The following is a 25,835-nucleotide window of genomic DNA, read 5'->3' as shown; positions in this document are numbered from 1 at the left end:
CTATGCCAGAATGACGAAAAAATTTGTTGTTGGAAGGATATCAACTGGTGTCAAAAGTCTTGGTTTTTTCAGTTTCTTCGCTACTCGCCATCGCGCCGTTTAGCTGGGCGATGGATGCGTCTCTTTGCCACGCCATGAGCGATCAAAAAGAGCGTAACCTCTGTTTATCGCGTTACGATAAGGACCACTTTAATAAGGCGCAGGCCAAACAAGCCGCTGAAAATCGCAACGCTGCCAAACAGGAGCAATGGCGCCAGCAGCAGCTTAAAGAGACAGCTCGCATCATGAAGCCTGACCCTAGCCAGCGTGAGCCGCTTGTCACCAGCAACGACTTTGGCATTATCCGCTTTCAGATTCTTAATGTGAAAGCGCGTTATTATGCCGTTTGCACCACCTACGATATTTTCAATACCGTGCTTACCCAAGATCGTATTTTGGTGAGACCCGACCAAACCAATTACAGCATCCGCACAAACTACAGCGTGTTTCCTGCCAGAGTGGGCTGCCGCTCGATTTAACACCATAGGCGTTACCGCCCCAAACACGTATTATCTTTACGCCCCCAAAACAAAAAAAGCCCGCATTGCGGGCTTTGGTTTGGAGCAACACAACCACTTATTGTGGTGTGTGAACAGTGCTCGACGTTGCGCCTTTGTCATCCGTGACGGTCAACGTCGCGCCCAGCTCTTGGGTTGAGATAATGAAAACGCTATCACCAGTCGCTTCGCGGCCATCCGAGAAGCTCCACTGGTGAGAAACCACTTCACCATCCACATCACTACTGGTCGATACGTACCAGTGGAAACGATAGAAGCTGCCGTGATACATCGCTGCAATAGGCGGCTGATTGCTTTGAGCCGCTATAACAACGCTATCGTTGTACTCGGTTACGCCGCCTTTATCATCTGTCACGCGCAGCGTAACGGGGTATTCACCCGGTGCGGCAAAATCAAAGCTCACTTGCTCACCGTAAGCAAAGAGGTCTGGGCCAAACTCCCACTCGTAGCTTGCAATAGTGCCATCTTCATCGGTTGCAACGGCAGTAAAGTTCACAGCTGTACCTGCCGTTTCATAAGTGAAGCTAGCCACAGGTAGCAGATTACGGTTCTGTAGGTTCATCTCGATGATCACTGGGTCATGATCAGACGAGCGGAACGCGTTGCTCGCATAGTAATCATTGATCTGATCAGCAGTTTTATACTCGGTGTTGTAATCCAGTACGCGTGGTTCATCGGTATTGATATGCCACTCAACCACATTTACAACATCTTGTGCGGCAAACAGATTACCCAGCGCATGATCAAGCTGGCCGGTCTCACCAGAGAAGACATAAGAGTATGCTTGACCATTGCCTTTTGTTGCCGATAGGTTCTCGTAACCTACCGCTTCCAGCGCAGCAATGGGGTCCTCTTTCGCGTAGGCGTTTAAGTCACCAATGATCAGCGTGGGTTGCTCAGCGCCAAAGATTTCTGGTAACCATTGGCCCAGTGCTTGGGCAGCGCGTGTACGGGTTTGATTACAGTTGCCTTGGCCATCGTTCAAGTTAGGATCACCAAGCGCGTCGCAACTAGAACCCTTCGATTTAAGGTGGTTCACAACCACAGTGAGCTGGCCACCGTTCTCTAGCAAGCTAAACGTTTGTGCCAAGGCTGGGCGGTTTTTGCTATCCAAAAACAGCGGCTGCCCGGAACCGTCAAGCGGCGAGTTCGCCGTGCTCAGCACCTGCGCTGCACCAAATAGATTGACCTGAGCGGGCTTGTATAGCAAACCAACGGCGATGGCATCATCACCTAGGCGTGACATACTCGGTGTCACATAGCTATAGGTGCCTTCGCCCACCACCGCATTCAGCGCTTGCGTTAAGCTCGCAATGGCAGAGTTCGCGCCAAAGCCATCGTTTTCGATCTCCATGAGACCAACGATGTCTGCATCGATCTTAACCAGCGCTGCAACAATTTTTGCCTCTTGGCGTTGCAACTCTGCGTAGTTATCAGCACCACGCGCTGTTGGGAATCCGCCGCCTTGGCCATCACCGTTGAAGTAGTTGAGCACATTGAAAGAAGCGACCTTGAGGTTACCTTGGTGCAACAGCTCCGGCGCTGATGTGCGCGGATTCTGCTGCGAGAAGCTCACCTCAGACTCAGGCATCACTTTATAATCACCAAACGAGTAGTCCAGCGCACCGACAACACCTTGTGCCACATCACCAACACGCACGGTATTGGTCGCACTCAGCTGTGGAGCTGGGAATGGGATAACGGCGGGGTTTTGCTGATTTGATGCATCATCAATAAAGATACGATCACGCGCATTGGCTTCTTGAACGGCCTGTGCAGTCGCACCCGGTCTAGCCACTTGTGTTGGGATCCAAGCACGCGCTTTACCCATCATCAACGTGCCGTAACGGCCAAGGTTATAGGTTTCGTTCACCACCAGCGGATGATCAAACGCAACGCGCATCCCCTCCCACTGTTCCCACTCAGATGTATCTGCAACAGGCAATGAGATCGTGGCAGCTGAAGGCAGCTCAGCGCTCTCTTGGCAGACTTCAAACGCGGTAATATTGGTTAACTGTGTTTTACCGAAGTACTCAGATACGGAGGCGTTTAAGCGGATACGCTCGCCTACGTTAGGCTGCACATTCACCCGCGCATTCCCAGAGTATACAAAGACACCTTCAGATGTTGCGCTATCGCCATCCACTTCAGCGTCTGGCATCTGGATGAAGAAGCCGTCAAGGCCCGGCACTACTTGGGTAACAACGCCTTCAACCTCGTGCACCTCTCCTTCCAGTGCAGAGGCATCTCCCGCGCCTTGAATCGCGTGGATCGCCGTAGCTGGGCTTGCACAGGCGAATGGATTACCCGTATTACCGCCGGTGTCACCACCATTGCCGCCAGTATCACCGCCACCGTTGCCAGCGAACAGCCCCAGATCAGACGCATCATCTTTAGCAAAACCTACCCATTCAACACTTGGGAAGAACGGGTCATCAGCGACGGTATCGCCCACTGTTGTGCCCACCACGCGGCGCAGCGTGTTGTCCTTGGTAGAGGTCACGCCTGTGCCCCACTCGCTACCCGGATCAGTGCCAATCTGGCCGATTGAGTCAATCACCTGACCATTGTTTTCTAGCACGATAGCATCATCACCATTAAACCAGCTCGCCGCACTCGTTAGGTTGATGAGATTGGGATCAAATGCCGCATCGCGATGTGCAATCACAAAGGTTGCTTGGCCCGCTATCTGCTGGCCCGCGAGGTTAACTGTGGTGGCAGGGCTTGTTCGGCCATTGAAATAGAACTTTAACGCATAGCCATCTAGGCTGACCGGCGCTGTGCTGGTGTTATACAGCTCGATCGCTTTATTAAAGCTACTACCTTCAATGTATTCCGAGATGATAACGGGGTTAGCGCTGGCGTGCGCTGCTGCAATAGCTGCCGCCATACAGCTAACGCGGCTGATCCACTTACTCATTACGACCATTCCTTAGAGTTGTTTGAGAAAGCGATGATGTTAAGTATCGAGTGGGTCAATCCGATGACGCAGACATTGCATAAACGTGACGTCTAGATGACGAAAATAGCCGCCTACAGGACGTAAGCGGCTGTGAAAAAGGGGTTATCGTGATTGCAAAAGCCCGCATACCAACAAAAGCAAAAGGCTTTCAACGCCAACCTAACCCAGCTTTGTTACGGCTAGGTGGCGGTTTTGTTTTGCAAGAAGCGACGAAGTATTATGAGGAGCAAGTCAGGCAGATACTTGCGGCCCAATCGGGCGGGGCCTCGCCAAAACGTTCTGCCCCGGTTTGTGTCTCGAACGGCTTACGGATAATGCCCAGTAAGGTATTAACTGGCCGGTAATCGCCTTGGTGAGCCTCTCTTATCGCCTCTTCGAGCATGTAGTTACGCAGCAGATAAGCCGGGTTAACACTGCGCATCTGCTGCTTACGAATCGGCTGGCTGGCCGCTTCCAATGCTACGCGTGCAAGGTAGCGTGTTAGCCACTCTTCGATTGCGTCACGGCTGGCAAAGTGCTGCATGCACGATTCAATCGTTGCAGGAGATTCAACCGCAATGTCACAAAGGTCGCGCAGAAAACGGGTGAGATCTGCTTTTTGGGCCTGAGCCATCAAGATCAACTGGTTGATAAGATCAGCATCACCCTCTTTTTCGAGCAGCAGCCCTAAACGCTTACGCATCAGGCCGTAGTAGGCAGCAAAATAGATATCACGATATTCGTTGAGCGCACTCACCAGCGCATCTTTCTCTGAGAGCGGCAGCAGTGCTTGCGCTAGGCAGGAGAGGTTCCAGAGCACAATATCTGGCTGATTCTCGAATGCATAACGGCCCTCATGATCGTTTTTATTGCTGACAAAAGTCGGGTCATACTCATCAAGGAACGTGAAGGGGCCGTAATCAAACGTCTCTCCAAGTATCGACATATTGTCGGTATTCAGCACCCCATGCACAAACCCATAGGCTTGCCACTGCGCAACCAGTTTGGCGCTGCGGTTACGTATCTCGATAAAAAACGCAAGATACGGGTCTTCTTCGTTTTGAAACTGCGGGTAGTAGCGGGCGATACAATAATCGGCAAGTTCGCGTAGCGCGTCGTGCTGGCGGGTATAGTAAAGGTGCTCAAAGTGGCCAAAGCGGATATGGCACTCGGTCACACGCAACACCGCAGCGCAAGGTTCCATCCCGTTACGCATTACGAACTCTTCGCTACCCACCAACGATAGCGCACGCGTTGTCGGTATGCCTAAGGCATACATGGCCTCGCTTACAAGGTATTCACGGATGCTGGAGCGCAACACCGCACGGCCATCACCAAAGCGCGAATACGCCGTTTTGCCAGCGCCTTTCAGGTGTAGATCAATTCGCTGCCCATCGCGGTTTACCAACTCACCCAACAACATGCCACGGCCATCACCGAGTTGCGGATTGTACACACCAAACTGATGTCCAGCGTACTTCATGGCTAACGGCTGGCTATCTGGCAGAATGCCATCACCACCGAAGTAGCGGGCGAGATCACTTGGATTAACGCGGCACGCATCTAACCCCAACCAGTTGGCCACTGATGGATTAAAGCTGATCAGGTGCGCCTCTTTAAGCGGTTGCGGTGCAATATCCTGATAAAAGTTTTCTGGTAAATCGCGATATGTTTGCCGCAGATTAAGATCCGCAAATATAGAACCTTGAGAATTCATGAAGCGCCCCGCTCTCTTCCCCTGTGGTACGTCGCACAGGGGTTTCTATTATATCCGTGGCCTATACCTTAGCATTTTAGTCAACTATTTAACAAGCTTCCCTTCTCAGTAGCTTTGCAACATAGAGTGTGATCTACTAGCCGAAATTTCAGTGACAAAATAAGGCGTTATGTTTATCGAGCTGTCTGATCTTTTTTGGGTCTCGTTTATCTGCTTAGGTATGTTTTACTGGTGGAAGGCCCAACAAGTTAAAGAGGTTGCGTTTCGCGCAGCGAACAAGACCTGCAAAGAGATGGGCTTGCAGCTCCTTGATCAAAGCATTGGTTTACGTGCGTTATGGCTAAAGCGTGACGATGATGGGCAGTTAAAACTGTGGCGCCGCTACCAGTTTGAGTTTTCGTCAACGGGCGATGATCGCTACACTGGGCGTGTCATCGTGCTGGGTCGGCGCATCACAAGCGTTGATTTGGAGCCTCACCGCATCGGGTGAGGCCGCAACACTAGAGTACTGTCCTGCGCATCAATATATCGGTGATCGTGCGACACCGCGATCACCACCTTACCTTGCCAAGCCTTGCGCAGATTTACCATCAATTGATCAACCCGTTGTGCATCCAGCCCTGCAAAGGGTTCATCGAGCAGAATAATTTCACTCTCCTCAATCAGTAGACGCGCTAAGGCGATGCGCTTTGCCTCACCGCCTGAGGGCTGCCACTCCCCCTCGCCCAACCACGTATCCAAGCCCTGAGGTAGCGTTTCTATCCACTCCGATAACCCGACCTGCTCAAGCGCCCGTTCTATCGCTTTATCGCTGCTGGTGCGATGAAGAGCCACATTCTGGCGAAGGGATGCTCGCAGAATATCCACCTGCTGGGGCATCACTGCCACAGAACCTGTCGCACCCGCTAGGATCACCTCACCTTGAGATGCGGCAAAGTCACCAGCCAGCAACCCCATCAGGGTACTTTTACCCGCACCACTTTCACCCACGAGCCAGTGCCAACCGGGTGTGAGCTTTTGAGTCACGCCAGTCAGTGTGGCTGCTTTTTGCGCAGGATAGCGGTAACTCACATTGTTCAGCGTCACCGCAGGGCGCTCACCTCGAATGAACTGACGCGGATCAGGGGTATTCTCGCCACCAGCCATCTGATCAAGCCGACTGAGTGCACGCCAACCAAGGCGAAAGTTCGCAACCGCAGGTATGTGCGCTAGTAAAACCTCTGAAACCCCGAGTGTGAGCAGCAACACCATAAATAGCTGCGCGCCACCCAACTCAGCTGCCCCGTAAAGGGAAAACGCCTGCCAAACCAGCGTGAGAGTCAGCAGCGCCAATGTCACCTGTGCCACCAATAGCACCCCTTGCTGGCGGGCCACCGCACGCGCTTCAAGTTGGTCGGTGTTACGCGTGTGGCGCACGAATGCCTCACTGTGATGCTCAAACTGCCCAAAGAGGGTGAGCGTGCGCAGCGCGTGTAAAATGCCACTGGCCGTACTCCACTGCTGTGAGCGCTGGCGATGCAGCTCGTCCTGCGGAACAAGCACCGCGCGGCTGTAGAGCCAAGGCAAAAACAACAGCAGCAGAACCACAAAGCCACTGGCAAAGAGCGCTAAGCTCGCATGGGTCAGCGCCAATACACCAAGATAACCAAAAGCAATAATGATGGCCGTTACAGCAGGCACGGCGGCGCTTAAGTAGATCGACTCGATGTAGCGAATATCCTCTAACATGCGGCTGGCCACATCATGGCGATTGAACTTTTGCTCGCTCCATTTACGCGCCGCAAGCACGCGAAAAAGATCAGCCCGTAGCTGTGACAACAGCCGAAATGTCGCTTCGTGGGTGATGATGCGCTCGCCATAGCGGCCTGCCGTTCTCGAGATCGATAGCCCCCGCACAATGGCACCAGGGGTAAAGAAGTTAAACGCATGGGCCGTCACAACCGACGCGCCGGCCAGCGCGGCTGCGCTGATAAACCAGCCCGAAACCGCCAGCAACGCCACCCCTGATAGCGCTGTCACAACCGCCAGTAGCACACCCAGTAAAGCCAAGCCTTTTTGCGCCCACAAGAGGCTCAGGTAACGTTTCGTTAGCGGGTTCACTGTAATACTCCTTGTTCAGCGTCCACATGATAGGTGCTTGATAACGGCGCGATATCGCGGTGAGTGGCGATAATCACTCGCCCACCTTGATCACGATAACGGCAAAGGCTCTCTAAAAAGCGCGCGGCTGTATCAGCATCAAGGCTGGCGGTGGGTTCGTCTAAGATCAACAACTTGGGTTGATGTAAAAACACCCGTGCCAGCGCAATACGCTGCGCCTGCCCACCGGAAAGATAACCACCCGCATCGGTGACAAAGTAATCAAGTCCCTCTGGCAGCGCGGCAACCACATCATCGACTTGAGCGGTACGCAGCGCCGCCATCAGTTGCTCATCGCTAAAAGTGCGCCCAAGCGATAAGTTATCGCGAATTGAGGCGTACAATAGTTCGGGTTGCTGTGTCATGTATCCGACTTGCTGAAACCAGCTCGGCTCGCGATAGAGTGCAGCTGGCGCTGCATGTGTGTGCGCATTGATAACAACCTGTCCGGCACCCAAGGGCCGCAGCCCTGCTAATGCATCGAGCAATGTTGTTTTCCCTGAACCGGAGGGGCCCGTCAGTAGCAGCACCTCACCTTTATGTAGAGTTAGGTCTATCGGCTGTGAGCCGAGCATCACCTGTTGCAGGGTGAGGGTTTCAAGCAAGGGTACGTCTTTGCGGTTCGCTGCGGCTTCATCTTGGCCCTGTGTGATCTTAACCACCGCCTCCGCCACACTGGTTGCCTCCGCCTTTGCATGATAGAGCGCGCCAAGGCGGCGCAGCGGTAGGTAAAATTCCGGAGCGAGCATCAGCAAAAAGACGCCGTCGCCCAACGTTAGTCCTGACGTCCATGCTCCAACATCGTATTTGCCCAAAAAGAACAAGCCAAGGTATACCGCGACCAAAGCAACGCTAATGGCACTAAAGAACTCCAACAAAGTGCCAGAGAGAAACGCAAGACGCAGCACCCGCATTGTTGAGGTGCGAAAGCGCTCAGATTGGTGAAACAGGCTTTCGGCTTCTTGCTCTTGGGTACCAACCAGCTGTAGCGCTTGAAGGTGGCGTAAGCGATCAGCCAGTAGGTTGCCTAACCGGTTGAGCTCATTTAAGTTTTCACGGTTAGCTTGCGCGGCTTTGCGCCCCACCAACATCATAAACACGGGCACCAATGGTGCCGTTACCAGCAGGATCAGCGCCACCAGCCAGTTAACTGTTGCGGCTGCGATTAACACCGCAATCGGCATCAATACAGCAAGTCGGCGCTGGGGTACAAAATCCGAGAAGTACTCGCGTAAGGCATCGGTCTGGGTGCTAAGTAGATTAGTCAGCTCAGCCGCCCTTACCTGAGCGAGCAACTGAATATTACGCGCATAGACCGCTTGTAAAACGTAACTGCGCAGCGCCGCACGAATCTGGATACTGGCCCAGTTCCCCAATCGGCTCTGTGCGTACGCGGCCAGTGCTTTACCTATCAGTGCAGTGCCCATTAGCCACCAGTCGAGTGCGGTAGGCAGCTGCTGAGTACTCGCGAATAAGGCACCTTGCAGCATATTAGCCACGCTATACGCCAACAGAATGGTCATCCCTACTTGTATCAATCCCAACGCGACCAACCCAGCCGATATTCCACGCGTGCGGTTTGCAAACCCCTTTAACAGCTCCGCTGCCCCGTTATAACGCATGCTTTAGCACTCCCTTATACACATATCCCACTAGGCAACCACACTGGGCTGACATAAAATTTGCCAATATTGTCACACTATTAAACTCCAAGGTGAACGGATGACCGACGCTAGCTGGCTCAAGTCGATGACGAATATTCTCGACAGCTACAGTGACCCCGCTGTACTGATCGATGAGAACTATACGATTGTGGCAACAAATCAGCTCTATCAGCATCGCTTTGGTGAACAACAAACACCACAGCCGGTAAAGTGCTACGCGATGTCGCACGGCTATCACCGCCCCTGCGATCAAGAGGGTGAAAACTGCCCTATGCATGCAGCAAGAGAGAGCGGAGCCACCTCTAGCGTACTGCATATTCACAACACACCGCAGGGCAAAGAGCATGTTGGTATCGAAACGACGCCCGTCACCGATGAGCATGAACGGCGCTACTTTATCGAGATCATGCGCCCTATCCGTGAAGTGAGCGCAGAGCCCATCGCAAACAAGATGATTGGCCGCTCGAAGGCCTTTAACCAACTGGTTGATTTGATTCACAAAGTCGGCCCAACCGATGTAAATGTACTCTTGACCGGCGCATCTGGCACCGGCAAAGAACTGGCAGCACAAGCGGTACATAAAGCCAGCCATAGAACCCGTAAACCGTTCGTCACGGTGGAGTGCTCGGGTTTGCCTGACTCTTTGTTCGAAAGTGAGCTGTTCGGCCATCTGCGCGGCGCTTTTACTGGCGCAACCAGCACCCGCAAAGGTCTGGTGGAAGCAGCTCAAGGTGGCACGTTGTTTCTGGATGAAGTGGGCGATATCCCGTTGCACCAACAAGTGAAACTGTTGCGCTTGATCGAAACCCGAACCTATCGCCCGGTGGGGCAAACGGACCTGCGCGAAGCTGACTTCCGCTTGATCTGCGCAACCCATAAAAACCTGCCCGAGATGGTGGAGCAAAAGCTGTTTCGTGAAGATCTGTATCACCGCATCAGCACCTTTCCGATCCGCTTGCCAGCCTTGCAAGAACGCCGTGATGATTTGCCACTCCTCGCCGCGAGTATTCTTTTACGTATCGATGCAACGCGGCCGCTTAAACTAACAGATGACGCCTTAGCTCTGCTCAGTGAGCACCCTTTCAGCGGTAATATCCGCGAGCTAAAAAACATTTTAGAACGCGCCGTGGTGCTACGTGAAAGTAACGAATTGTCTAAACAAACTGTTGCACAAGCACTGAGCTTGAGCCCGACACACAGCACGACTCAAACCAACCCTTTTTTAGCGGCGGCACAACAGCGCCTTAGTTTAGCGGAGGTTGAGTCTAACTATTTGGATGCATTGTTAGCGCTGCACAGTGATAAGACAGAGGTGGCCGATATCGCACAATGCAGTTTGCGTACCCTGTACCGAAAAATAAAACTGGGGGACTAAGTCCCCCAAGATGCTTTTGATGAGAACTCCGATTCTTATTGTTTCAAGAAGCTGGGCTACTCACCATCGTCGAGCTGGTTCTCCAACCACATCGCGTTGATGATGCCAAAACTACAGGCGAGTAAGACGCCAAGAATCCACGCAAAATACCACATAAAATCAACTCCCAAATCAGTAATGCGACACGCTGTCACGCTGGATCATCTCTGGTTCGATACGACGCCACATTTTGTAGTATCCCCAAGTGGTGTACGCCAAGATGATCGGCACAAAAAACGCAGCGACCCAAAACATAATGGTTAGCGTCAGTTCGCTGGAGGTGGCGTCCCACAGCGTTAGGCTGCTGGCAAGATCCGATGAGGATGGCAACACAAACGGGAATAATGTAGCGCCTGCCAATAAGATGATGACCGCGATATTCAGCGCACTGGCCACAAAACCTAAGCCGCTGCGCCCTGCTTTTGCTAAACCACTCACCACAACCGGCAGCGTGATCGCACCTAGCGCTAACAACCACAGCAGCGGCAGTTGGTCAAAATTAGCAAACCAATCATCCGTTCTTGCAACACTTTTGGAGAGTGGGTTTGAGCTTGCGTCGCCCACCACGGCTGAGGTGATTTCGTAACCCTCGATAAAGAACAGCAGCGCTGCACCGGCAAGTAGCATGACCACCGCAAGCACCGGCCCCAAGCGCGTAGCATAGTGCTGAGCACGTGATTCGATCATGCCGCCCGCGCGCATCTGCAGCCAAACAGCGCCGTGAAGCGCTAGCATCAAGACACTGGCTACGCCGCATAGCAGTGCAAACGGGTTGAGCAATGCCCAGAACGAGCCGGTATAGGTTGGCCGTGTTAGCTCATCAAAATGAAACGGCACGCCCAAAAACAGATTGCCAAACGCAACACCAAACACCAAAGCCGGAACAAAAGATCCCAAGCATAGTGCTAAGTCCCAGTTGGTCCGCCAGCGAGCGCTCTCTTGCTTACTGCGATACTCGAAACCGATCGGGCGGAAAAACAGCGCAAACAGCACCAAAAGCATCGCCCAGTAAAAGCCTGAGAAAGCTGTGGCGTAAACCAACGGCCACGCCGCAAAGATCGCGCCACCTGCCGTAATAAACCACACCTGATTGCCATCCCAGTGGGGGCCGATGGTGTTGATAATCACCCGTCGCTCAGTGTCGGTTTTTCCCAGTAGCGGCAGCAATATCGCAGCCCCCATATCGAAGCCATCGGTTACTGCAAAGCCAATCAGCAAGACACCAACCAGCAGCCACCAAATAAGCCGAAGTGTTTCGTAATCAAGCATAGTGTGGAACCCCCGCAGTTTCGGTCTCATTGTCATATCGCCCTGTACCTAGTGCACTTGGGCCTTTACGGACATACTTCACCATGAGGTACACCTCGATAATCAGGAACACGGTATACAAACCAACAAAGCCGAAGATGCTCATCCATAGGTCGGTTTCGGTTAGTTGTGAGGTTGCGACATAGGTGGGTAAGATTTCACCAATTGCCCAAGGCTGACGGCCAAACTCGGCCACAAACCAGCCCATTTCTGACGAAATCCAAGGCAGTGGCAAGCACAGCACCGCAAATTTCAATAACCAACGAGTCTGGTACTCTTGTCGTTTCGAGGTGTAGTAGAACGCAAGAATAAATAGCAGCAGCATAGTAAAGCCGCTGGCTACCATGATGCGGAACGTCCAAAACATCGGCGCCACTTGCGGGATCGTATCCTCTGCGGCCTGTTTGATTTGCGCTTCGGTGGCATCAACCACATCTGGCGTAAAACGCTTGAGTAGCAGGCCATAACCCAAATCTTGGCTTACCGCTGAGAATGCCGCCCGATTTTCCGGTGTATCTTCACCACCACGCAGCTTCATAAGCAGCTCATAAGCGACCATGCCGTTGCGCACACGGCCTTCAGCATGCGCCACAAGGTCTTTGATGCCAGTCACCTCTTCGGTGACAGAGCGGGTTGCAATTAGCCCCAATGCATAGGGAATCTTAACCGCCATCTCGGTCTCTTGAGTCTCCTGATTGGGCAAACCAAAGAGTGTAAACGGCGCAGGCGCGGGGTGTGTTTCCCACTCGGCTTCCATTGCAGCGAGCTTCACCTTTTGCACATCGCCCACTTCGTAACCACTCTCGTCTCCCAAGATGATGACCGACAGCACAGACGCGAGTCCAAATGCAGATGCAATCGCAAACGAGCGGCGCGCAAACGCAATATCACGGCCCCACAACAGATAGAGCGCGCTGATCGACAGCACGAATACGGCACCGGTGACATATCCGGCAGAGACGGTGTGGACAAACTTCACTTGCGCCACTGGGTTGAAGATCACATCAGCAAAGCTGCTCATCTCCATCCGCATGGTTTCAAAGTTAAAGTACGCGCCGACAGGGTTCTGCATCCAACCGTTGGCGATAAGAATCCATAGTGCTGAGAAGTTAGAACCGATCGCAACCAGCCAAGTAACACCCAAGTGCTGTACCCGCGAAAGGCGATCCCAACCAAAGAAGAACAAGCCAATAAAGGTGGACTCAAGGAAGAACGCCATCAACCCTTCGATTGCCAGTGGCGCGCCAAAGATGTCGCCCACGTAATGGGAGTAGTAGGCCCAGTTCGTCCCAAATTGGAACTCCATGGTTAAACCTGTTGTTACACCCAAGGCGAAGTTGATACCAAAGAGCTTACCCCAGAAGCGGGTCATATCTTTGTAGATCTGTTTACCCGTCATGACGTAGACGGATTCCATAATGGCTAATAGAAATGATAGCCCGAGTGTGAGGGGCACGAATAAAAAGTGGTACATCGCTGTTAGCGCGAACTGCCAACGCGATAGCTCCACAACCGTTTCGGAAACCATAAAAATTACCTTACTTTGCCCTGATGAAAAATACTTAACCTGCTCACTGTTTTAGCAGTAAACATGCCAATTAAAACAGGAACGTAACTCATTGAAATTAATAGACTTAATAAAATTTCAGATTGAATTGATATAATCTACAGATGGTAATTGCCAATTTTGACGCAGCGTTTGCCAACTAGGGCGCGACATGCTGCCACGCCCTGACTACGCTAGATGGGCGTATAGCCGTGAAGCATGAGGTCATACACCGGCTTAATCAGCGACTTCTCCATCACCCAAGCAAGCTCACTTACTTCGAGCGGATCAACCACTTCAAAGGGCAGCGCGGTGATGGGCTCTAAGCTGTAATCGAACTCCCAAAGCATGGCGTGCCCCACATCCAGAATCATCGGGCAAGAGGTGTAGCCATCCCACTTTGCAACGAGTTCTTGCTGTTCAAGCAACGCCCGAATGTTGGCTGTTATCACTGGGATTTGCGATTTAACCGATGCTGCTGTTTTGCCAATCGGGGTTCCCGCGGTGTCACCTAAGGCAAATACATTGTCAAAGCGCTTATGGCGCATGGTGAACTGATCAACTTCAACATAACCGTGGTATTTCGTTTTATCCGCCAGCGCCGAGTTCCTGACACTGGCTACCGCTGTCATCGGTGGCGCGATATGAATAAAGTCCCAAGATACTGATGCGCGTGCGCCATCTGCTTTTTGAAACTGTGCAGTCTTTGCCTCGGTATCGATGGCTGTTAGCGTGTGCTGATAGTGAGGCGCAATCGCGCGCTCTTGCCAAATGCCGCGTAAGCGCTTATCGAATGGCTTCACTGAGAAAAGAAAGTGTTCAGAGGTAAAATAATCAAACTGAAATGCATCACGCGGGCCCGCCGAGCGCACAAAGAACTCAACAAGGTTAGTGGCTTTCATCGGTGCTCCAGCACACTTCATCGCACCCTGCGGGCGGGTGAATACAGCGTTACCTCCACCTGAGCGAGCAAAGCCTAGCGCTTGCTGATGGCTCGCAACGCCAGCCTCTGGGCTTAGATAAATACTCGTAATGTAATCTTGGCCGATCTGCGCAACATCTAACCCCTCGATCATGTCGTACCGAAGCTCTAAACCACTGGCAACGACAAGAAAGTCATAGTTGATCTTTTCACCTTTGGCAGTGACCACGTGATTATTGTCTGGCTCGTAAGCAACCACCTCATCAGCCACCCAATTGATTTTCGAATCAAGGTAGCTTTCGTTCGCAGAAACAACATCACTCTCGGCTTGGTAGGCACCGGCCAATAACAGTGTTTGCCCAGGTTGATACCAGTGATATCCACGTGGATCAATCACGGTAATCTCGGCTCCCGATAGCTGAGTCAACAACTGGTTGGCCAAACCAATGCCGCCAGCACCGCCCCCCACAATAACGATTTTTGCTGTCGTTTTGAGCTTACTGAACTCCCAACCTGCAATACCCACTGCACCTGCTAAGCCGACTGCAGCGCCTGCTTTTAGCACACTACGTCTAGTGACTGCCATAACTTCCACCCTATTCTAATCCAGCAATTGAACGCGACAGCGGAGCAAGCTACCCCACTACCGCTGAACGTTTTGATTTATTTTCTAAATAGGAATTAGCAGTAAATGTGCCAGTTATTTAGCAATCACTAATTAATTAAATCCAGATATAATGTCTCGTAATTACAAGCAGTTATCGTTGTATCTAAGCAACAGATATCTCCATCAGCGAACAAAACACATAACACTTTGCCACAATTGACATAGTTCTATGTCTAATTTGTCTTATTGGTATGAACAAATCTGTTCGCCAGATGAGCAACAAGAACCAGCAAAACCGCCCCGCTAAGCACCGGCGCTAATAAGAAGCTCCAGCCTTGCCCTGCTAGGATAATCACCATCGGGTTTGCTCCAGCAGGTGGATGTGTTGTACCGGTAAGCAACATCGCAGTGACACCGAGCCCTGTCGCAAATGCCATCTCTAGCGGCACGCCATCACCCAGCTCAACAAAACAAACACCGATAGCAGCGGTAATAAGGTGACCTAAAATCACATTTTTAGGCCGTGCGAGAGGGCTGCTCGGCAAGCCGAAAATAATCACAGCAGTAGCACCGAACGGCGCCATCAACAGCGTGATATTCGGGTGCATCTCACCTAACAGCACCAAGATGCCGATTCCAATCGCAGCAGCAATGCCTGCCCACACTGATAGCAAAACATGCATTATAAAAAACCAAGTAGACCAATCTGTCTACCTAAAATAGACAAGTCGGTCTCCCTTTGTCAAACTATACGCAAACTCCTAATGAGCATCGACATGAACGATAAACGACAAGAGCTAATAGATGCCGCGCTAGCCCTTTTTTACGAAAAAGGGGTAAAGAGCGTCGGCATTAACGAAATACTGGCGCGTTCAGGCGTAGCGAAGAAGACGCTTTATCATCACTTCGCAAGCAAGGATGCGCTCATCTTGAGTGCACTTGAGCAGCGTCATGAGCAATTTATGGGGTGGCTAGCACGTGTGTTATCGGGGAGCCAATCAGTGGATGAGGTTATAGACCGGTTGTTTACTGGCCTCGATCACTGGTTTAACGGCACTGTGGAGGAGCTGGGAGATTTCCGTGGCTGCTTCTTCATTAACACCGCAGCGCAATACACCGAACTTGATTCAGAAATAGCGAGCTACTGTGCAAAACACAAAGCGTTAGTTGCGCAGACAATTCGGCACAGTATTGCTGAGGAAAACGAACAGGCTTGGGCGGATACTATTATGCTTCTGAAAGAGGGAGCCATCACCTCTGCTTATGTTGGTCAGCAAACGGGTGCCGCCAAACAGGCACAGCAGATATTGGCTGCACTGAGAGCACAGGCCAAAAGCCCAACGCTCTCAGTGCATAACCGCACTAGCCGTTAAACCTCATCGAGGGCGTCGATGATGTATTGCGGTAGCGCAAACGCACCGGCGTGCATCTGCGGATTGTAGTAGCGTGTTTTAATGCCAGATGCAACGAAGCGGGCTTCAAGCGTTTGCAGCTCAACTGAGCGCAGCGCTGGGTTATCAGCAGCCCAAGCCAATGTCATATTGCCACCAATGTAGGTAGGTACAGCGGCGCAATAGAAGCTCTGATCGTTAAAGTAAGGGCTCAAACGACGCTTTGTTGTTTGCACCTCTTCAATCTGCATAAAGGCAACACCGTTTTGGGCAACAAAGATGCCACCCTCGTTTAAACAGCGTTTGCAGCCTTCGTAGAAGGTGCTGCTAAAGAGCACTTCGCCAGGCCCAACAGGGTCGGTACAGTCAGAGATAATAACGTCAAACTTCTCGTCTGTTTGCGTGACATATTCAATGCCGTCTGCAATCACAATATTCGCACGCGGATCATCAAATGCACCGGCCGAGTGATTGGGCAGATACGTTTTACACATATCAATCACGGCTTGGTCGATCTCAACCTGCGTCACATGCTCGACTTCAGGGTGCTTGGTCACTTCGCGCAGGATGCCACCATCACCGCCACCAATGATCAATACACGCTTAGCCGCGCCGTGTGCAAAGAGTGGCACGTGAGTCAGCATTTCATGATATACAAATTCGTCACGCTCCGTGGTCTGGATAATGCCATCCAGTGCCATCACGGTGCCGAACATCTCATTACGGAAAATAATCAGATGCCAAGAATCGGTCTGTTGCTCGAACAACACTTCATCAATCGTAAACTGTTGTCCGTAACTGTCGTATAGTTTCTCAAGATACGTAGTCATCATCTTCTACTCTTCGTTTACCCCGTAAGATCTCATCCACGTTGACACGGCTGGGTGAGAATGCGTTTTCCAGAACCGGAATGGATTTCTCAGGCTCTGCTGCGCCACACATAAACACATCAAACGCCGCATAATTGCGTTCTGGCCATGTATGTACGCTGATATGGGACTCTGCCAATACGGCAACGCCCGAAATACCGCCATTTGGGGTAAAGTGGTGAAGATGAATATGTAGCAGTGTCGCACCAGCAGCGTCGACGGAGTCCCGTAGGGCTTGCTCCATCACTTCCAAGTCATCTAACTTAGAAGCACCACTTAAATCGATAATCAGGTGAGTGCCAGCAAAGCGCTCGCCATTACGCTCGATAAAGTAGTCCAAACGCTCCTCTTCTTCGCCTTGCGTAAACGCAGGCCAAGGTGCAACACTGCTTACAGCCTCTTGGTCGTCCGCCAGGTGCACTTCAGAAAGCGATTCTTTCATTATGGTTTGTCTCCAGTTGGGAGGATTTTTAATCTATCCAGTACCTAACCTGCCCAGCCAATCTGGGCGCCTAAAAATTTGAGGGGCTGTTTTACACTCTTTTGTTTAGTGAACGCAAGAAAAAACCAATTTCAAAGATGATTAATTTTCACCTTCGCGAAGGTAACGATAAAAAGTATAAAAATCACACACAACTTCAAAAGGTTAGCGACATAAATCACTAAAGCGCGAAGCAACGAAAATAGGCCGGTAAGCACCGCTTAACACGGTTTCTTCAAACGCCGATTCGGCGGGAGACTCGATAAGACAGCAGAGTGGCTAATAGCGAGGAAAGGTCATAGCGGTGCAGCTTAAGACCACACCGCTATAGCAGACGTTAGATTACCGGGGTTGCGCAATCAACATCGGCATTTTGTGCGCGGTTGCGTAGGTAATGATCCATCAAGACAATCGCCATCATCGCCTCAGCAATCGGCGTCGCGCGGATACCTACACACGGGTCATGGCGGCCCTTGGTAACCACCTCTATTGGGTTGCCGTGTACATCGATACTCTGCCCCGGCAAGCGCAAGCTCGAAGTCGGTTTCAGTGCGATATGTGCGACAACATCTTGGCCTGTTGTGATACCGCCCAAGATACCACCCGCATGGTTAGAGCCGAAGCCATCTGGGAACATCTCATCACGATGCTCAGTACCCTTCTGGCTTACCACATCAAACCCGTCGCCGATCTCAACACCTTTAACGGCGTTGATGCTCATTAGAGCATGAGCAAGATCCGCATCGATACGATCAAAGATCGGCTCACCTAACCCAACAGGAACGCCTTGTGCAACAACAGAGATTTTGGCGCCCACCGAATTACCCTCTTTACGCAGAGCATCCATATAGGTTTCCATCTCGCTCACAGCCGCAGCATCTGGGCTAAAGAACGGGTTTTGATCAACTTGATCCCAGTCGAAGTTCTCATTGTTGATGGCCACAGGGCCAAGCTGCGATAAGTAACCCCGTACCTGAATACCTTTGGCTTCAAGAAACTTTTTCGCAATCCCACCAGCGGCAACACGCATCGCTGTTTCACGCGCAGACGAACGCCCGCCACCACGGTAATCACGGAAGCCATACTTATGGGTATACACATAGTCGGCATGCGCTGGGCGGAACGTCTCAGCGATATTTGAGTAATCTTTTGAGCGCTGGTCCGTATTTTCGATCAGCAAGCCGATAGCAGTCCCGGTTGTCTTGCCTTCAAACACACCCGACAAGATACGCACCTGATCGGGCTCACGACGCTGTGTCGTGTGGCGCGATGTACCCGGTTTGCGGCGATCTAAGTCCTGCTGCAGATCAGCTTCTGAGAGTTCGATACCCGGAGGGCAACCATCAACGATACAACCCAATGCCGGACCATGACTCTCGCCGAAGGTCGTTACTGTAAATAGCTTGCCGAAACTGTTGCCTGACATAGTGTCTTTATCTCTCCGTTGCGCTTTTTTGCGGGCGTATTATAACGAGTCTATTAAATTTCGTCGCGATATTGGCGTAAATCCTGCGCGGTGATAGCGAACACGCCATTACCGCCTTGGGGCAACTCCACCCACGTTAGCGGTACTTGTGGATACTGCTCCATGAGGTGCACTTCACTATTACCCACCTCCACAATCAGCAGCCCATCCTCGGTTAGATATTCGTTTGCCTCGCGCAGGATACGCTTGGTGATATCCAAGCCGTCATCGCCAGATGTCAACGCTAACTCGGGTTCATGCTGGTACTCATCGGGCATCGATGCGAAGTCAGCTTGATCAACATACGGTGGATTCGACAGGATTAGATCGTAGCGTCGTCCCTGAAGGCCGGCAAACAGGTCACTTTGGAGCGCTTCAATGCGCTCTTCCATGCCGTGAGCACGGATATTCTTGCGGGCCACAGCCAGTGCATCATCCGAAATATCAACCAGATCAACCGTTGCCTCTTCGAAAATATACGCCGCTCCAATGCCAATACAGCCGCTACCGGTACACAGATCAAGCACGCGCTCCACTGGACCTGGACGCAAAAATGGGGAGCATTCGGTTTCTAGTAGCTGCGCAATCGGCGAGCGCGGAATCAACACGCGCTCATCCACATAAAAAGGCAAACCTAAGAACCAAGCCTCTTGGGTTATATATGGCAACGGCATACGCTGTAGTACACGCTTTTCGACATATGAGATAACCGTCTCTTTCTCTGACGATAACAAACGCGCATCCAGCACTGTTTCACTGCTATCCCAAGGAAGTTTCACGGCTGCCAGAACCAGTTGGGACGCCTCATCCCAAGCGTTCACATGGCCGTGGCCAAAGTAAACGCCGTGTTGATTCATCTGTGTGCAGGTCCAGCGGATAAAATCGCGGATCGTACACAATTCATTTTTTAATAACGCTTGATCAAACATAATATCTATCGGGATAATAACGACTGTTAACGCGAAGCAAGGCAAAGATAAGAACCACTTTGCTGCACCGTAGCGCGATTTAAGGTTCAGCAGTTTAATCAATTCCTGATAAGGGTTCTATGTCTGATACGAAAAACTCACCGGATGAAACCACGCCAAACTTTTCAGACCTGATGGCGGACGTAAAGCCGCTTAACCATGATCGTGTAACCCGCAGCAATGGCCCCATCCGCAAAAACCGATCTAAAGCGTTGCACCGTGACGCGGCAAGCGAAGAGATTGAACAGGTTATTGACGGGCTATCAAGCGAAGCGGTGGAGATCGTTGAGTCCGAAGAGGAACTGCTATTTGCTGCACCCGGTGTGCAGATTCGTGTAATGAAACGTCTGCGCAAAGGCCATATTCCGTGGGAAGCCGGTATCGATCTACACGGCATGACCATTGATACCGCACGAGATGAGCTGAGCCACTTTATTCGCGATGCACAGCGCAACAGCTGCCGCGCTGTGTTGGTTGTCCACGGCAAAGCATTCAGCCAGAGCGGCCAAAAGCCAATCCTAAAATCCTATGTCAACGATTGGCTCCGCCAGTTACCGCAAGTTCTCGCATTCTGCTCTGCACAAGCGCGTGACGGTGGCACCGGCGCGCTCTACGTACTGATCAAGCAAAATCGATAATAATTAGTGCGGACACTTTACGAAACTGTCATGTTGGCGTAACTTAGCGCCTTTTTTGAACGACAAGAACTTAGGGGATATCCACTCGTGATGGAAAAAGCGTATGCCACCATTATTGAACAGGTTGGCGAAGACCTGACCCGTGAAGGCTTGGTAGATACACCAGCTCGCGCAGCCAAAGCGATGGCTTATCTTACTCGCGGCTATGAGCAAACTCTTGAAGATGTTGTTAACGGTGCACTCTTCCCATCGGATAACAGCGAGATGGTTATCGTCAAAGATATTGAGCTTTACTCTCTTTGCGAGCACCACATGCTGCCGTTTATCGGTAAAGCGCATGTGGCTTATATCCCTGACGGACAAGTTGTTGGGCTATCTAAAATCGCACGTATCGTGGATATGTACGCCCGCCGCCTTCAGATTCAAGAGAACATGACCAAACAGATTGCTGAAGCAATAGAGCAAGTCACCGGCGCAAAAGGTGTTGGCGTTGTTATCGAAGCGAAGCACATGTGCATGATGATGCGCGGTGTCGAAAAGCAGAACAGCTCGATGAAAACCTCAATGATGCTCGGCTCGTTCCGCTCCAACTCCGAAACGCGTTCAGAGTTTCTCTCACTGATTCGCTAAGCGATCCGCTAAATGTGCCCAGGCCTCTGGGCACGCGCTTCCATCTCATCTAACGCTTTTGCAGCCACCTGCCTTCCTACTTCGATCACCTCGGTGGCACGGTGAAAATCATGAAACTGGCACACTTCAGTGGGCACTTCGATCAGCAGGTCGGGTGGATACCCTGCGATTTTGTATTGCGCCAACGCCCCCTGCATCACCTCAAGAGAGTTCATAATAATATCGAGATTGCTATCAAACTTGCTGCTCTCTTCGGGAGACCGGTGTTGCGCTTGATGTGCTGCAAAACCATCCTCAAGCGGGATGCCTCCCATCGAATAGTCGGGCAACGAGATCTCCGGCAGCAGTGACTTGCTGTTGAGATCAACCGCGATGATCAGATCAGAGCGCGCAGCAACGGTTGGGATAATAGGCAGCGGATTAAGAACACCGCCATCCACAAGCACGCGGTGCTCTTGTATAACCGGCGTAAAAACACCGGGAACAGCAATCGATGCTCTGATGGCCTCACGTAGCGAACCGCGCTGAAACCAAACCTCTTTCTGATGAACGATATCGGTTGCAACGGCTGTAAAAGGGATTCTGAGCGTTTCTATCGCGGAATCGTCGAGAAACTCACTCAGCTTATTAAACAAACGCTCCCCGCGGATAGCCCCCATGCTGAAGGTAAGATCCAGTAAACTGAGAATATTTAAGCGCGATAAGCTCACTACCCAAGCTTTGTATGCCTCAAGACCATCGGCTGCATACAAACCACCAATTAGCGCGCCCATCGAGCTGCCCGCAATACAGTTAATCGTGTAACCACGGCGCTCAAGCTCCTCGATCACACCGATGTGCGCATAACCACGCGCACCGCCCGAACCCAACACCAAAGATACGGTTGTCATCGCTACTCTCTCACTAGCGTGATGACAAACTGCGCATCACCTAATACTGACGGGACATATCGGCCAACCGCGTAACTATCAACACTTTGTGGGATTACCCCAGAAAGCTCGGATTGCACCTTACGCGCCGCAGCCAATGCCGCGCCAAAATCATCACCACGATGATGGATAACCAAAGCAACATCGCGCCCATCCAATGCGCCCAGTAAGCGCTGTAATGCATCAGTTTGTGGTAGCTGATCTGTCGCTAGTACAACATGACCTTGAATATCCAACTGTGTGATCAGCCGTGCCGTTGAGTCAGTCTCAATCGCCTCCACCTGCACATAGATACGTCGGTTACCACGCTCTGTTATGTAGATCGCCAATGACAAGCCGGGTAACTCAGCCGCGATGTAGTGTTGCGCAGCCGCTAAGCCGTAAAGACGCGAGTTATCAAACACCTCGTTCGCCCAGTAGTTGCTGCTACCACACGCACGCCCGCGACACTCATAGCGTACCTTTGCATCTAACGATGCCAGCAGTTCCTGATAAAAGTCCGCAATTTTGCGGGTACGTGTGCCCTCTTGAAGGCGATAGGTAATACGCGTTAGGTGGCCTGTAAGCAGTTCGGAATCTTCAGGGCGCTCAACACCATTGACCTGCTCTATCCCCCCTAGCGGCAATCGATAGTCCACATCATCTTGTTGCGCATACCGCACAATCCAAGCTCCGCGATAACGCTCGATCGGCTCAACTCCCGCGCTTGCAATATCATCCTGCGCCGCGCTCAACATGGAAGTGAAAAGGATAAAGCCCAAAACTACCTGTCGTACTATCATCTATCCGCTCCCGCCAGTGGGTGGTATCACATTTAAAGCTGCTCTCTTATAGCGACCGCAATCGCTTGTGCTGGTTCGCTATACAGGTGTAAGTGATGATTACCTGGCAACCAGCTCACCGAGCAGTTAGTAAGCAGCTCAATCCGCCGATCCCAGCTCTCATCATGTAGCCCTTCGTGGCCAAGATAGAGCGACACCGGAGCCTCAACCGCTTGCATAAAGGCAGTTACATGGTCTTCGCTAAGGCGCACAATCGATGGCAGCATAAGGCCTGGATCACTGCGCCAGATGAACCCCTCGGGCGTCTCTTTTAAGCCTCTCTCTATCAGCCACTCAGCACCTTGCTGATTGACCGGCCAGCGGCCATTCACGCGCGCTCGTATCGCGTCTTCTTTACAGGTGTAAGGGCGTAGCGTTTTGCTCATTTGCCGCTCACGCTTGACGATGGCATCAGCCATTAAGCTTGGCAGCTCATCTGCTTTGTATACGAGTGGCGCCAACCCCTCGATCAGAAATAACTGCTTAACCATCGTAGGAAACGCACCCGCAAATAGTGTTGCGATACTCGCGCCCATCGAGTGGCCAATCAACGTGATAGGTTGATCGGTCAACGCCGCAACCACCGCACGCACATCCGCCACATTATCCCAAATATAGTACGGCATAGAGATGGGACGATGATCAGAATAGCCGTGCCCCATCATATCGAGGGCAATAAAGCGATAATCGGTGAAGTGCTGACGCAGCTCATTAAAGCTCGCGGCATTATCTAGCCAGCCATGAAACGCGAGCAATATGGGAGCGTCGGCGGGCCCTGATTCGAGCCCTCTGAGTGTGTGGTCGCCCACAGAAAACGTGATCTCTTTCATGCTTCTACATTAGCAAAGCACGAAGAAAAAAGCATGGAGGATTAAATAGATACGCGCTGAGCAAGCGCTGCTGCTGGCCATTCCATGGTCAGCGTAGCGAAGTGCGCCGGCAGCAATGGCTCCGGATGCAGTTTATCCCCTTCTAACAAGTAGGAGACCAAATTCCCAACCAATGGCTGATGTGTGACTACGAGCAACCCTTCACACCAATGGGCCTCAAGTGAGGCGATGGCTGAGGAGATATCTGACTCAGGCGTCCAGCGGTCATCTGTGATCACCTCAGGCTGATGCGCCAGCTCTGCCAAGATAGTATTCACCGTTTGCTGGGTGCGCAGATACGGACTCACAAGGACGCGCTTAACCCCACCAAACAAAGCGGCATTCTCTGCCACCACGTGCTGGATAAACGCGATCCCATGCGCTGTAAGCACACGAGACTCATCCGTTGGTGCATCCCAACCAGCCTCGCCATGGCGCATCAAAGTCAGCATTACACAGCATCTCGCGGCAAAACGAACTCAACATCGGTGCTTTGCTCATTCGTCATCAACATACCAGCAACCTCTTTAACGGGAGCGCCATTGAAAACAACTTCGTAAAGCCCAGAGACCAGCGGCATATAGATCTCTTTCTCGTCCGACTTCTCTTTGACGATCTTGATCGTATTAACGCCCTCGGCCACCTCACCGAGTGCATCCACCGCCTCTTGCAAACTCTGTCCGCTACCAAGTGCGTAGCCAACACGGTAGTTGCGACTCAATGAGGACATGCACGTCACCATCAAATCACCAACACCGGCCAGCCCCAAGAATGTGAGCGGGTTTGCGCCCATCGAAACGGCAAAGCGGCTCATCTCTGCAAGGCTGCGCGTCATCAACATGCTACGCGTATTCTCACCCATACCTAACGCAGCGCTTAAACCCGCCGCAATAGCGTAGATGTTCTTCAGCGTGCCGCCCAGCTCAACGCCATACGTGTCAGAGCTTGCATAGACGCGGAAGTAGCTCTGGTGCAGCGCTTCTTGAACCAATGCCCGCACACCCTCATCTTCGCTTGCGATAACGGTTGCCGTTAGATGATGCTGCGCGATCTCTTTGGCAAGGTTTGGGCCGCTAATCACACCCACTTTTACATCTGGCAGCTCATCCTTGATGATCTCACTCATCAAATGAAAGCCGGTACTTTCAATCCCTTTTGTGGTGCTAACAACATACTGTTCGGATGTCACAAACGGTTTTGCTTGGCGCAGAACATCGCGAAAGCTCGGGCTAGGGATAGAAACAAATATGATCGCCGCATCGCGTACTGCCGACTCGATATCCGTTGTTGCCACCAACGCAGGCGATAGCGCATATCCAGGAAGGTAGCGCGTGTTCTCGTGTTGAGTGTTCACCTCATCTGCACGGTTTGCATCACGCATCCATTGATGAACAGGAATGCCCTTCTCTGCCATGATATTGGCAATAACAGTTCCGAAACTGCCACCGCCAAGCACGGCTACTTTTTTGAGTTGTGTGTGTTGTTCCAAGCTCATGATATCTACTTATCACCATCCGGACGGTCATCAACCTTATCCAGTAGGCGATCAATCCCTGCAAAGACAAAAATCACTACCATGTAAGCGAGCGCCGACAAGCCAATAAACACCGCCAATTGCACAAAATCGCCGGTTCTCTGGAATCCCGCCACACCGATAGCAAAGAAAATTGCACTAAAAACTACCCCGAGGATCCGGGATAGTTTTTTGGTGTTGTGTCGATCTTCAGACATTGTCTGCTTTCTTCTCGTCTTTCTCTTCTAGCAACTCAAGTTGGGCAGATTTGGTCGCTGCCGCTTCTGCATCTGATGTATTAGGCTCCGCCTCTGCAGAAGATTCGGCTTCTTGAGCTTCTTGAGCTTCTTGAGCTTCTTGAGCTTCTTGAGCTTCTTGAGCTTCTTGAGCTTCTTGAGCTTCTTGAGCTTCTTGAGCTTCTTGAGCTTCTTGAGCTTCTTGAGCTT

26 protein-coding genes are annotated in these 25,835 nt (G+C 51.7%); 6 read left to right on the top strand and 20 right to left on the bottom strand.

The features are described 5' to 3' along the window. The first annotated feature begins 47 nt into the window (after positions 1-47). Positions 48-518, top strand: coding sequence for a hypothetical protein (locus tag E4L36_RS00125; protein WP_136678465.1), 471 nt, complete (start codon positions 48-50; stop codon positions 516-518). Positions 519-615: 97 nt separating this feature from the next. Here the strand turns inward: E4L36_RS00125 and E4L36_RS00120 are convergent, their stop codons facing one another. Together E4L36_RS00120 and E4L36_RS00115 are read right to left on the bottom strand one after the other, a co-directional pair. Next, a complete protein-coding gene (locus E4L36_RS00120; RefSeq protein WP_136678464.1) occupies positions 616-3,477 on the bottom strand; it encodes an ExeM/NucH family extracellular endonuclease in 2,862 nt (953 codons plus the stop codon). A gap of 259 nt (positions 3,478-3,736) precedes the next feature. Then, positions 3,737-5,215: a protein adenylyltransferase SelO gene (locus E4L36_RS00115; protein WP_136678463.1), complete on the bottom strand. Its 1,479-nt coding sequence runs from the start codon at positions 5,213-5,215 to the stop codon at positions 3,737-3,739. A 169-nt stretch (positions 5,216-5,384) separates the two neighbouring features. On the opposite strand from E4L36_RS00115, the gene E4L36_RS00110 reads away from it, so the two are divergent. Beyond that, positions 5,385-5,705 (top strand): DUF3301 domain-containing protein, encoded by a 321-nt coding sequence (locus tag E4L36_RS00110; protein WP_127693766.1) that lies wholly within the window; start codon positions 5,385-5,387, stop codon positions 5,703-5,705. On the opposite strand, the gene E4L36_RS00105 is transcribed toward E4L36_RS00110, so the two are convergent. Both E4L36_RS00105 and cydD read right to left on the bottom strand, forming a co-directional pair. Continuing rightward, the gene (locus E4L36_RS00105) at positions 5,690-7,315 is read right to left on the bottom strand and encodes an ATP-binding cassette domain-containing protein (RefSeq protein WP_136678462.1); all 1,626 of its coding nucleotides are present in this window, start codon (positions 7,313-7,315) and stop codon (positions 5,690-5,692) included. The genes E4L36_RS00110 and E4L36_RS00105 overlap by 16 nt on opposite strands. Next, complete coding sequence (cydD, locus tag E4L36_RS00100) at positions 7,312-8,976, bottom strand: thiol reductant ABC exporter subunit CydD (protein WP_136678461.1); 1,665 nt, start codon at positions 8,974-8,976, stop codon at positions 7,312-7,314. The genes E4L36_RS00105 and cydD overlap by 4 nt, the downstream gene beginning before the upstream one ends. Positions 8,977-9,076: 100 nt before the next feature. Between cydD and E4L36_RS00095 the strand changes: the two genes are divergently transcribed. Beyond that, positions 9,077-10,393 carry a sigma-54-dependent Fis family transcriptional regulator gene (locus tag E4L36_RS00095; protein ID WP_136678460.1) on the top strand — a complete coding sequence of 439 codons (1,317 nt, stop codon included), beginning with the start codon at positions 9,077-9,079 and terminating at the stop codon, positions 10,391-10,393. 56 nt (positions 10,394-10,449) lie between these two features. Here E4L36_RS00095 and cydX read toward each other — a convergent pair whose 3' ends face one another. From cydX to E4L36_RS00070, 5 genes are all read right to left on the bottom strand, one after another. Further along, complete coding sequence (gene cydX, locus E4L36_RS00090; protein WP_127693770.1) at positions 10,450-10,548, bottom strand: cytochrome bd-I oxidase subunit CydX; 99 nt, start codon at positions 10,546-10,548, stop codon at positions 10,450-10,452. Between the two features lie 16 nt (positions 10,549-10,564). Continuing rightward, positions 10,565-11,701 (bottom strand): cytochrome d ubiquinol oxidase subunit II, encoded by a 1,137-nt coding sequence (gene cydB, locus E4L36_RS00085; protein ID WP_136678459.1) that lies wholly within the window; start codon positions 11,699-11,701, stop codon positions 10,565-10,567. Then, complete coding sequence (locus tag E4L36_RS00080) at positions 11,694-13,268, bottom strand: cytochrome ubiquinol oxidase subunit I (RefSeq protein WP_136678458.1); 1,575 nt, start codon at positions 13,266-13,268, stop codon at positions 11,694-11,696. Before E4L36_RS00080 ends, cydB begins: the two co-directional genes overlap by 8 nt. A 212-nt stretch (positions 13,269-13,480) precedes the next feature. After that, a complete protein-coding gene (locus tag E4L36_RS00075; protein WP_136679247.1) occupies positions 13,481-14,794 on the bottom strand; it encodes an FAD/NAD(P)-binding oxidoreductase in 1,314 nt (437 codons plus the stop codon). Between the two features lie 254 nt (positions 14,795-15,048). Continuing rightward, positions 15,049-15,498 carry an HPP family protein gene (locus E4L36_RS00070; RefSeq protein ID WP_240770646.1) on the bottom strand — a complete coding sequence of 150 codons (450 nt, stop codon included), beginning with the start codon at positions 15,496-15,498 and terminating at the stop codon, positions 15,049-15,051. Between the two features lie 93 nt (positions 15,499-15,591). On the opposite strand from E4L36_RS00070, the gene E4L36_RS00065 reads away from it, so the two are divergent. Further along, a complete protein-coding gene (locus tag E4L36_RS00065; RefSeq protein ID WP_136678456.1) occupies positions 15,592-16,188 on the top strand; it encodes a TetR/AcrR family transcriptional regulator in 597 nt (198 codons plus the stop codon). Here E4L36_RS00065 and speE read toward each other — a convergent pair. The 4 genes from speE to prmB all read right to left on the bottom strand — a co-directional run bounded on the left by speE (position 16,185) and on the right by prmB (position 19,950). Continuing rightward, positions 16,185-17,039: a polyamine aminopropyltransferase gene (speE, locus tag E4L36_RS00060; protein ID WP_136678455.1), complete on the bottom strand. Its 855-nt coding sequence runs from the start codon at positions 17,037-17,039 to the stop codon at positions 16,185-16,187. The two genes, E4L36_RS00065 and speE, sit on opposite strands and share 4 nt — an antisense overlap. Beyond that, positions 17,020-17,517, bottom strand: a complete 498-nt coding sequence (gene speD / locus E4L36_RS00055) for an adenosylmethionine decarboxylase (RefSeq protein ID WP_127693776.1) — start codon at positions 17,515-17,517, stop codon at positions 17,020-17,022. The genes speE and speD overlap by 20 nt, the downstream gene beginning before the upstream one ends. A 376-nt stretch (positions 17,518-17,893) precedes the next feature. After that, positions 17,894-18,982: a chorismate synthase gene (gene aroC / locus E4L36_RS00050; protein ID WP_136678454.1), complete on the bottom strand. Its 1,089-nt coding sequence runs from the start codon at positions 18,980-18,982 to the stop codon at positions 17,894-17,896. Between the two features lie 53 nt (positions 18,983-19,035). After that, positions 19,036-19,950: a 50S ribosomal protein L3 N(5)-glutamine methyltransferase gene (gene prmB, locus E4L36_RS00045; protein ID WP_136678453.1), complete on the bottom strand. Its 915-nt coding sequence runs from the start codon at positions 19,948-19,950 to the stop codon at positions 19,036-19,038. 119 nt (positions 19,951-20,069) lie between these two features. Between prmB and E4L36_RS00040 the strand changes: the two genes are divergently transcribed. After that, positions 20,070-20,627, top strand: coding sequence for a Smr/MutS family protein (locus tag E4L36_RS00040; RefSeq protein WP_136678452.1), 558 nt, complete (start codon positions 20,070-20,072; stop codon positions 20,625-20,627). 90 nt (positions 20,628-20,717) lie between these two features. Beyond that, positions 20,718-21,257 carry a GTP cyclohydrolase I FolE gene (gene folE / locus E4L36_RS00035; RefSeq protein WP_127693780.1) on the top strand — a complete coding sequence of 180 codons (540 nt, stop codon included), beginning with the start codon at positions 20,718-20,720 and terminating at the stop codon, positions 21,255-21,257. An 8-nt stretch (positions 21,258-21,265) separates the two neighbouring features. On the opposite strand, the gene E4L36_RS00030 is transcribed toward folE, so the two are convergent. The 7 genes from E4L36_RS00030 to E4L36_RS17755 form a co-directional block, all read right to left on the bottom strand. Continuing rightward, positions 21,266-22,147 (bottom strand): patatin-like phospholipase family protein, encoded by an 882-nt coding sequence (locus tag E4L36_RS00030; RefSeq protein WP_127693781.1) that lies wholly within the window; start codon positions 22,145-22,147, stop codon positions 21,266-21,268. 2 nt (positions 22,148-22,149) lie between these two features. Then, positions 22,150-22,968, bottom strand: coding sequence for a DUF4892 domain-containing protein (locus tag E4L36_RS00025; RefSeq protein WP_136678451.1), 819 nt, complete (start codon positions 22,966-22,968; stop codon positions 22,150-22,152). A gap of 32 nt (positions 22,969-23,000) precedes the next feature. Further along, positions 23,001-23,837, bottom strand: a complete 837-nt coding sequence (locus tag E4L36_RS00020) for an alpha/beta fold hydrolase (protein WP_136678450.1) — start codon at positions 23,835-23,837, stop codon at positions 23,001-23,003. Positions 23,838-23,878: 41 nt separating this feature from the next. Next, the gene (locus E4L36_RS00015; protein WP_136678449.1) at positions 23,879-24,328 is read right to left on the bottom strand and encodes a histidine phosphatase family protein; all 450 of its coding nucleotides are present in this window, start codon (positions 24,326-24,328) and stop codon (positions 23,879-23,881) included. Beyond that, the gene (locus E4L36_RS00010; protein WP_136678448.1) at positions 24,328-25,371 is read right to left on the bottom strand and encodes an NAD(P)H-dependent glycerol-3-phosphate dehydrogenase; all 1,044 of its coding nucleotides are present in this window, start codon (positions 25,369-25,371) and stop codon (positions 24,328-24,330) included. Before E4L36_RS00010 ends, E4L36_RS00015 begins: the two co-directional genes overlap by 1 nt. Before the next feature lie 5 nt (positions 25,372-25,376). Further along, positions 25,377-25,607 (bottom strand): hypothetical protein, encoded by a 231-nt coding sequence (locus tag E4L36_RS00005; RefSeq protein ID WP_127693786.1) that lies wholly within the window; start codon positions 25,605-25,607, stop codon positions 25,377-25,379. Next, a partial coding sequence (locus tag E4L36_RS17755; RefSeq protein ID WP_206064466.1) for a hypothetical protein occupies positions 25,600-25,835 on the bottom strand: 236 nt, incomplete at its 5' end. The genes E4L36_RS00005 and E4L36_RS17755, both read right to left, overlap by 8 nt.

Origin of the sequence: Neptunomonas sp. XY-337 (genome assembly GCF_004959845.1) — a bacterium.
Taxonomy (GTDB): domain Bacteria; phylum Pseudomonadota; class Gammaproteobacteria; order Pseudomonadales; family Balneatricaceae; genus Neptunomonas; species Neptunomonas marina.
The sequence above is the reverse complement of the archived record's forward strand: the minus strand, read 5'-3'. Positions and strand labels throughout refer to the sequence as shown.